The sequence below is a fragment of the Kitasatospora sp. NPDC004799 genome, from assembly GCF_040609095.1.
GTDB lineage: Bacteria > Actinomycetota > Actinomycetes > Streptomycetales > Streptomycetaceae > Kitasatospora.
This window is the reverse complement of the sequence record NZ_JBEXJK010000421.1, coordinates 1-6,865: the sequence shown is the minus strand read 5'-3', so window position 1 is coordinate 6,865 and position 6,865 is coordinate 1. Positions and strand designations below refer to the sequence as shown.

The following is a 6,865-nucleotide window of genomic DNA, read 5'->3' as shown; positions in this document are numbered from 1 at the left end:
GGGCCGGCCCCCGACGTGACCGGCCCCGGCGAGCTGCGGGCCGGGCTCGACGCCCTGCCCGAGCCCGAGCAGCGCGCCCTGCTGCTCGACCTGGTCGTCACGCACAGCGCGAGCATCCTCGGGATGGCCCCCGGCGGGATCGACGACCCGCGGCAGCCGTTCCGCGACCACGGCGTCGACTCGCTGACCGCCATCGAGCTGCGCAACCGGCTCAACGCGGCCACCGGGCTCCAGCTCCCGGCGACCCTCGTCTTCGACTTCCCGACGCCCGAACAGCTGGTCAACCACCTCTACGGGCAGCTGTGCTCGCCGGAGAACCGGGTCGCCGGGCCGATGGAACGCCTGCTGCGCAAGGCCGTCGACGTCGGCCGCGCGCAGGACGGCCTCGACCTGCTGGCCACGGCGTCCCGGCTGAGCCCGGCCACCGACGCGCCCGAGGTCGAGACGGTCGCCCTCGCGGCCGGCTTCCTCCAGCCGTCGCTGGTCTGCCTGCCGTCCGCGCTGGCGTCCGGCGGCATCGAGGAGTACGGGCGGTTCGCCGCGGCGCTGGAGGCCGCCCGCGACGTCACGGCGGTCACCCTGCCGGGCTTCGCCGGTGACCCGCTGCCCGCGGACGCCGACGTCCTGGTCCAGGCGCTCGCCGACGCCGCGTCGGCCGTCGACGCGCCGGTGCTGGTCGGCCGCTCGGTGGGCGCGTGGCTGGCGCTGGCGACCGCCGGGGAACTGGAACGGCGGGGGGCCCGGCCCAGCGCCGTGGTGCTCGTCGACGGCTACCCCGACGACCTGCCGGGTGTGCTCACCGGCATGCTCGACGCCGGCCACCAGGTCCAGCCGGTCGACGACGACCGGCTGGTGGCCATGGGCCGCTACCTCGACCTGGCCGGCGTCCCGGAGCCCGTCACCGCGCCGGTGCTGCTGGTGGGCACCGGGGAGCGCTCGTGGCCCCGGCTGTCCACCACCGTCCAGGAGGTGCTCACCGTCCCGGGCGACCACTTCACCGTCCTGGAGGAGCACTCCGCGGCCACGGCGCTGGCCATCAGCACCTGGCTCCTCGACTTCAGCGGCTACGGGGCCGGGCTGTCCGCACTCAGGGGAAAGGACCACGCATGATCTGGGACAACGTCTACATCGGCGGAACGGGGAGGTACCTGCCGCCCCGCACGCCCGCGACAGAGGCCGTGCCGGACACCGCGACCATGCGGCGGCTGCTCGCGCTGTCGGACTTCGTGTCGTTCACCCGCTCCGACGACGTCACCGAGCACGCGATGGCCGTGCACGCGGCGATCGGAGCCCTGCGCGAGTCCGGCCTCAGCGGCGCCGACATCTCGATGGCCGCCTACGCCCAGATGGACCACCAGGACCACATGGCGTCCTCCTGCCACCTGCAGCGGGTCCTCGGCCTCGGCCACGCCCTCGTCTACGAGGTCGAGGCGACCAGCAACGGCGGCTCGGCCGCGCTGCAGTCCGCCGCCGCGCACCTGGTGGCCGACCCGGCCGCGACCGCGACCCTGGTCACGGCCACCGCCCGGTTCCTGCCGCCGCGGTGGGAACGCTGGCAGCCCACCATCGGGATCTTCCTGGCCGACGGTGCGGTCGCGGCCGTGCTCAACCGCGAGGGCGGCCGGGCGCGGCTGGTCGCGACCGCCAACAGCTCGGCGACCCAGATGGAGGTCCTCGCCACCCCGACGATCCCGGACCCCGAGGGCCACCGGAACCGTACGCCGATCGAGGTCACCGGCCTGGCCCCGTACCTGACGCTGATGAGCGGGGCACTGGTCACCGCGGTCGAGCAGGCCGCCAAGGAGGCCGGCGTCGGCGTCGGCGACATCACCAGGTTCGTCGTCACCGGTCTGGGCCTGGCCCAGCTGGAGGTCGTCGTGCTGGAGCCGCTCGGCATCGACCTGGGCCGCACCACCTGGCCGATGCTGCGCGAGCTCGGCCACGTCGGGCCGTGCGACCAACTGCTCGGCATCGACCACCTGCTGCACGACGAGACCCTGAAGCCCGGCGACACCATCATGTCGATCGGCCTCGGGATGGGCTCGCGGTTCACCGCGGCCCTGCTGGAGGTCACCGAGCCGCCCAAGCCCCGGACGGCCACCGTCCTCACCGAGCCGGTGCGCGCGCCGGCCGCCCCGCCCGCCGACGCGTACGTCATCGACCCCTCGGGCGGCGACATCTTCGGCGAGGCCGCCGCCCTGCGCGAGCGCGGCCCGGCCACGCCCGTCGAACTGCCCGGCGGCGTGTCGGCCTGGGCCGTCACCGGGCACGACCTGGCGAAGAAGCTGCTGCTCGACCCGAGGGTCTCCAAGGACGCGAACAAGCACTGGCCCATGTGGCGCGACGGCGACATCCCGCCGGACTGGCCGCTGATCATGTGGGTCGCGATGCAGAACATGTTCACCGCCTACGGGGCCGACCACACCAGGCTGCGCAGCCTGGTGGCCAAGGCGTTCACCCCGCGCCGGATCGAGGCGACGCGGCCGCGCGTCGAGGAGATCACGGCCGGCCTGATCGCCGACCTGGCCGCGGTGCCGCCGGGGCAGGCGGTCGACCTGCGCGCACGGTTCGCGTTCCCGCTGCCGATCCAGGTCATCACCGGACTGTTCGGGCTGACCGCGCGGACGGGCGCGGACCTGCGGCGGCTGGTGGACGCGGTGTTCAGCCTCGACGCGGACCCGGCGGGCGTGCAGGCCGCCTCCGGCGAGCTGTACATGCTGCTCAAGGAACTGGTGGCCGCCAAACGGCGCGACCCCGGCGACGACCTGACCAGCGACCTGATCGCCGCGCAGGAGGCGGACGGCACCCGGCTGTCCGAGCGGGAACTGCTGGACACCCTGCTGCTGACCATCTCCGCCGGCTTCGAGACGACCGTCAACCTGCTCGACCACGCCGTCCACGCGCTGGCCACGCACCCGTCCCAGCTCGCCCTGGTCCGGTCCGGGACCAGTACGTGGGAGGACGTGGTGGACGAGACCCTGCGCTGGCAGGCGCCGGTGCCGAACCTGCCGCTGCGGTACGCCGTGGAGGACATTTCCGTGGACGGCGTGCGGATCCGCAAGGGCGAGGCGATCCTGCTGTCCTACGGCGCGGCCGGCCGCGACCCGGCGCAGCACGGGGCCGACGCGGAGGGCTTCTCCGTCACCCGGCCGTCGCGGGCCGACCACCTCACCTTCGGGCACGGCGTGCACTTCTGCCTCGGCAGCCCCCTGGCGAAGCTGGAGGCGACGACGGCGCTGTCCGCGCTGTTCTCCCGGTTCCCCCGGCTGCGGCTGGCCGTCCCGTCGTCCGAACTCGAGCCGCTGGGCTCCTTCTTCACCAACGGGCACAAGACCCTGCCGGTCATCCTGGAGGAGAGCTGATGGCCCATCTCGCCTTGGTGAGCGCGCCCGCGTCCGGGCACGTGAACCCGACCCTGCCGCTGGTCGAGGAGCTGGTCCGGCGCGGTCACCGGGTCAGCTACGCCACCGGACCGGCCACCATGGACGCCGCCGTGGCCGCCGGGGCGTCGCCGGTGACCCTGCCCTCGCAGCTGCCGCCCGACCTGGCGGCGCGGGGCGGGTTCACGGCGGAACAGCTCGCCGTGACGATGGAGTACTACCTCGACGACGCGCGTGCCTCCTTCCCCGTCCTGGCCGAGCACTTCTCGGCCGACCCGCCGGACGCGGTCTGCTACGACTCGGTGACCTTCACCGGGAGGATGCTGGCGAACCTGCTCGGGGTGCGGGAGGTCTCCCTGGTGCCGACCTTCGCGGAGAACGAGTCCTTCTCGGCGGCGCAGGTGTACCTGCCGGCCGACTTCGACCACACCCACCCCCGGCTGGTGGCCGCGATCCAGGAGATGGGGAAGTTCGCGCAGGGCCACGCCTTCCTCGAGGACCCGAACCTGATGTTCGGCCACGTGCCCCCGACGAGCCTGGTGTTCGTCCCGCGCGAGTTCCAGCCGGCGGGGGACACCTTCGACGAGCGCTTCCACTTCCTCGGGCCGTCGCTGAGCAGCCGGCAGACCGCGGGGGAGTGGAGCCCCCGGTCGCCGGCCCCGGTGCTGCTGGTCTCGCTGGGCACCGTCTTCAACGACCGGCCCGCGTTCTACCGGACCTGCGTCGAGGCGTTCGGGGACACCGAGTGGCAGGTCGTCATGGCGGTGGGCGGGCTGGACCGGGGGTCGTTGGGCCCGGTCCCGGCGAACGTCGAGGTGCACGCGCACGTGCCGCAGGTGGCGGTGCTGCGGCACGCCGAGGTGTTCCTGAGCCACGCCGGGATGAACTCGGTGATGGAGTCGCTCCACCACGGGGTGCCCTTCGTGGCGGTGCCGCAGATCCCGGAACAGCGGGCGGTCGCCCGGCGGGCGGAGGAGCTGCGGGTCGGCAGGACGCTCGCCGAGCCGACGGTGCAGGGCCTCCGCGAGGCCGTCCAGGCCGTCCGGTCCTGCCGCCCCCGGGCGGAGGCCCTGGGCCGGATCGTACGCGGGGCGGGCGGTGCGTCCAAGGGGGCGGACGTCCTGGAGGAGCTGCTGGCGCGGTAGCGGCCGGGCTCCACCGGGCGGTCCGCACCCGCACCCCGCCCGGTGGAGCCCGGTCCCGCCGTCCACCTCGGACGGATCACGCGACACCAGCCGTGGGGAACGGCGCGGCGCGTGACGGTTCTTCTACGATCGGCGCACCGGTGGTCCGAGAGACAGGAGTGGGAGCCGATGACGGATCCCGCCGCGGGCGTCGACCCGTCGGAGCCGAGCATCGCCCGGGTCTACGACTACCTGCTCGGGGGCACGGACAACCACGCCGTCGACCGTGCGGTCGGCGACTACTTCCTCAGGGACCTGCCCGGTTCGGTGGAGATCGCGTTCGCCAACCGCCGGGCGCTGGTCCGCGCGGTGGGCGCCATGGCCGACGACGGCCTCCGCCAGTTCGTCGACCTGGGCAGCGGTCTGCCCACCGCCGACAACGTGCACCAGGTCGCCCAGCGGCACCGCCCCGGCGCGCGCGTCGTCTACGTGGACAACGATCCGGTCGTGCTCGCCCACGGCCGGGCCCTGCTGGCCGCCGACGACCGCACCGCGGTGGTCCAGGCGGACCTGCGCGCGCCGGAGGGGATCCGCGACCACCCCGAGGTGGTGGGCCTGATCGACTTCGAGGAGCCGGTGGGACTCGTCTTCAGCGCCGTCCTGCACCACCTCGACGACGACGAACGGCCCGCCGACCTCGTGCGCTGGTGGGCGGACCGGGTGCCGTCCGGCAGCCTGGTCTACATCTCCCACTTCCGCTCCGGCGGGAACGAGGAGACCCGGCTCGCGCAGCAGAAGCTGCAGGACACCCTCGGCCGGGGCCGCTGGCGCACCGACGAGGAGATCACGGCCCTGTTCGGCGACCTGGAACTGCTCCAACCGGGCCTGGTGAACTGCCCGCTGTGGCGGCCGGATCCCGCACCGGGGGAAGCCGGCTCGGGGGAGCGGGAGCTGACGGTGTGGGAGCGGATGATCTCCTGCGGCCTGGCCCGCAAGCCGTAGCGGCTGCCGGCTGCAGGAGCCCGTTCCGGCGCCCCTCCGACGTGGTTCCCGCAGGAGGGCGGGGTGCTGACGACGCCGCTGTGCCGTCGGACCGGCCGGTCAGCGGTTGACCGACCGCATGCCGTCCTCGTCGTAGCGTTCGCCCGCCGCTTCGGGCAGTTCGGCGTCGATGCGGGCCAGGTCGTCCGCGGTGAGCTCGATGTCGACGGCGGCCGCGTTCTGCTCCAGGTAGCTGCGGCGCTTGGTGCCGGGGATGGGTACGAGGTCCTCGCCGCGGGCCAGGACCCAGGCGATCGCCAGCTGGGCCGGGGTGACGCCCTTCTCCGCGGCGATCTCCTTCACCTTCTCCGCGAGCTGGAGGTTGGCCGCCAGATTGGCCTCGGTGAAGCGCGGGTTGGTGCGGCGGAAGTCGTCCTGGTCCAGTTCGTCCGGGGAGCTGAAGCGGCCCGCGAGGAAGCCGCGGCCGAGCGGGGAGTACGGCACGAAGCCGATGCCGAGTTCCCGGCAGGCGGGGAGCACCTCGGCTTCGACGTCCCGTGTCCAGAGCGAGTACTCGCTCTGGACGGCGGTCAGCGGGTGGACGGCGTCGGCGCGGCGGATGGTCTCCGCGCTCGCCTCGCTCAGCCCGATGTACCGGACCTTGCCCTCGGCGACCAGTTCGCCGAGCGCGCCGACGGTCTCCTCGATGGGCACGTTCGGGTCGACCCGGTGCTGGTAGTACAGGTCGATGCGGTCGGTGCCGAGCCGGGCGAGGGAACCGTGGACGGACGCGCGGACGTGTTCGGCGGAGCCGTCCTGGCGGCCCACGGTCGACATGTCGCCCGGTACGGCGCCGTCCATCCGGTAGTTGAACTTCGTGGCGATCACGTACTCGTCGCGGTGCCCCCGGACGGCCTCGCCGACCAGGGACTCGTTGGTGAGCGGTCCGTAGACCTGTGCCGTGTCGAGGAAGGTGATGCCCAGGTCGAGGGCGCGCCGGATGGTCGCGACGCCCTCGTGCTGGTCGGCCGTGCCGTAGAAGGCGGACATCCCCATGCAGCCGAGGCCGATGGCCGACACCTGGAGGTCCCGCAGATGGCGCTGTCGCATGTGGCGTGCCGGCCCTTCGTCTCGTCTCCGCGTGGCCCGACACCTTCCGACCGCCCCGGTCCGGGCGGCCGGCCGGGCCCCGTCTCCTGGGAGAGGACCCTACGGTGCCGGAGCCCTCCGGTGGCGGACCGGCACGGACTCCGGGCCTCCGGCGTTGCCGGGCCCCCCCGGGGGGCCCGGCCCCCCCGCGGGCGCGCAATAAGCGGGAGTAGCACGTGGGGACCCCCGTTGAAGTAAAGGTTTACCCAGGGGGCGGTAGGAGATGGAACA

5 protein-coding genes are annotated in these 6,865 nt (G+C 73.7%); 4 read left to right on the top strand and 1 reads right to left on the bottom strand.

The window, feature by feature from the left end:
* The 4 genes from ABZW03_RS34295 to ABZW03_RS34280 form a co-directional block, all read left to right on the top strand.
* Positions 1-1,110, top strand: a 1,110-nt coding sequence (locus ABZW03_RS34295; RefSeq protein ID WP_355267300.1) for a phosphopantetheine-binding protein, incomplete at its 5' end; no start/stop codon positions are given.
* The gene (locus ABZW03_RS34290) at positions 1,107-3,362 is read left to right on the top strand and encodes a cytochrome P450 (RefSeq protein ID WP_355267297.1); all 2,256 of its coding nucleotides are present in this window, start codon (positions 1,107-1,109) and stop codon (positions 3,360-3,362) included. The genes ABZW03_RS34295 and ABZW03_RS34290, both read left to right, overlap by 4 nt.
* Complete coding sequence (locus ABZW03_RS34285) at positions 3,362-4,525, top strand: macrolide family glycosyltransferase (protein WP_355267294.1); 1,164 nt, start codon at positions 3,362-3,364, stop codon at positions 4,523-4,525. The genes ABZW03_RS34290 and ABZW03_RS34285 overlap by 1 nt, the downstream gene beginning before the upstream one ends.
* Before the next feature lie 168 nt (positions 4,526-4,693).
* Positions 4,694-5,506 carry an SAM-dependent methyltransferase gene (locus tag ABZW03_RS34280; RefSeq protein ID WP_355267291.1) on the top strand — a complete coding sequence of 271 codons (813 nt, stop codon included), beginning with the start codon at positions 4,694-4,696 and terminating at the stop codon, positions 5,504-5,506.
* A gap of 99 nt (positions 5,507-5,605) precedes the next feature.
* Here ABZW03_RS34280 and ABZW03_RS34275 read toward each other — a convergent pair whose 3' ends face one another.
* The gene (locus ABZW03_RS34275) at positions 5,606-6,595 is read right to left on the bottom strand and encodes an aldo/keto reductase (protein WP_355267288.1); all 990 of its coding nucleotides are present in this window, start codon (positions 6,593-6,595) and stop codon (positions 5,606-5,608) included.
* Positions 6,596-6,865: the final 270 nt, after the last annotated feature.

Coding starts and splice junctions, on each gene's coding strand:
- ABZW03_RS34280 (WP_355267291.1), top strand. CDS start 4,694: ATGACGGATCCCGCCGCGGGCGTCGACCCGTCGGAGCCGAGCATCGCC.
- ABZW03_RS34285 (WP_355267294.1), top strand. CDS start 3,362: ATGGCCCATCTCGCCTTGGTGAGCGCGCCCGCGTCCGGGCACGTGAAC.
- ABZW03_RS34290 (WP_355267297.1), top strand. CDS start 1,107: ATGATCTGGGACAACGTCTACATCGGCGGAACGGGGAGGTACCTGCCG.
- ABZW03_RS34275 (WP_355267288.1), bottom strand. CDS start 6,595: ATGCGACAGCGCCATCTGCGGGACCTCCAGGTGTCGGCCATCGGCCTC.